We start from the raw sequence: 1,550 nt of genomic DNA on the forward strand, positions 1-1,550 counted from the left end.
GGGGGGGTGCCTCTATGTCTTCCGTCAAGGCGCCCAGGTTCGGTTTGGGGTGGTTTGGCTTGTGGGGGTCATGCGGCGAGTTCGACGTCCTCGGGGATTCGGGGTTCGTAGAAGGTGCCGTCTCGGAGCATGGCGAACAGGACGCTGATGCGTTGGCGGGCCAGGCGGAGGAGGGCCTGGGTGTGGGTTTTGCCGCGGGCTCGTTGCTTGTCGTAGTAGGTGCGGGAGGCGGGATCGGCGTTCATGCAGGCGAAGGCGGACAGGAACATGGCTCGTTTGAGCTGCCGGTTTCCGCCCCGTGGGGCGTGTTCGCCGTGGATCGAGGTGCCCGACGACTTCGTGGTCGGGGCCAGGCCGGCGTAGGAGGCGAGGTGGGCGGCGGTGGGGAAGCTGGTGCCGTCGCCGACGGTGACCAGCAGGACGGCGGCGGTCCTGACGCCGACGCCGGGCATCGACGTCAGGACCGGGGAAAGAGGGTGGGCCTCCAGCAGGGCGTTGATCTGGGCTTCCAGGGCCCGGCGCTGGGTGTGGACGGCGGCGAGCGAGGCGGCCAGGGAGGGCACGACGATGTCGAGGGTGCCGGTGCCCGGGACGACGACGGTCTGTTCGTCGAGCGCGTCGAAGACGTCGTCGATCAGCCGCTGGGCCATGCGCGGCGCCTTCGGGCGGATCAGTTCGACAAGTCTGCGGCGGCCGGCTTTGCGCAGGGCGGCCGGGGATCCGTAGCGCTCCAGGAGCCAGGTGACGGCCTGGTGGTCGAGGCGGGGGCCGAGGACGCGTTCGAGGCTGGGGTGGAACTGGGTGAGCAGGCCGCGTATCCGGTTGGACGTGCGGGTGGCCTCGGCGGCGAGGTCCTGGTCGAAGCCGACGAGCACGGTCAGCTCGGCGGTGATCTCGTCGGTCAGTTCCAGCGAGCGCAGGGTGTGCGGCATGGTGCGGGCGGCGTCGGCGATGACCGCGGCGTCCTTCGCGTCGGTCTTGGCCTCGCCCGGGTAGAGGTCGGCGATCCGGCGCATGGCCAGTCCGGGCAGGTAGGCGACCTGGCAGCCCGCGTCGCGGGCGACGGTCAGCGGGAGGGCGCCGATCGAGGCGGGCTGGTCCACGATCACCAGCACGGTGCCGAACTTCGCGGTCAGCTTGTCGAAGACGGCCCGCAGTTTCGGCTCGCTGTTCGGCAGCTGCTTGTCGAAGACCTTCTTCCCGGCCGGGGTCAGGCCGTGGCCGTGATGGCTGCTCTTGCCGACGTCCAGGCCGAGGAACACGCCCACGTCTTCGGTGTCGAACATCGCGCCCTTCCCAGGGTGTTGACGGTGCCGGCCTCGGCTTCGGTGTCGTACGCGCGCATCCACGTTATGCAGACCTGCCGCCCGCGAGCTGTCCGGCATTGCGCCGGACCGGGCGGTGGCCGGACCTCTCATCAGCGTCTCCGACGAACACCTCCCGGGCCCGGTGACACCACCCCCCAGGTCATCCCATCGACAGGGGGACACAGTCATGCCGGGCCCGGAGGCCAGCGGCCCTCTTGCAGGACCGCGGAAAACATAACGGGG

1 protein-coding gene is annotated in these 1,550 nt (G+C 70.1%); it reads right to left on the reverse strand.

What is annotated here, in order from left to right:
* Nucleotides 1-68: 68 nt before the first annotated feature.
* A complete protein-coding gene (locus AB0F01_RS31410; protein WP_266476797.1) occupies nucleotides 69-1,286 on the reverse strand; it encodes an IS110 family transposase in 1,218 nt (405 codons plus the stop codon).
* Nucleotides 1,287-1,550 lie beyond the last annotated feature (264 nt).

Source organism: Streptomyces sp. NPDC029526, assembly GCF_040637405.1.
Classification (GTDB): Bacteria; Actinomycetota; Actinomycetes; order Streptomycetales; family Streptomycetaceae; genus Streptomyces.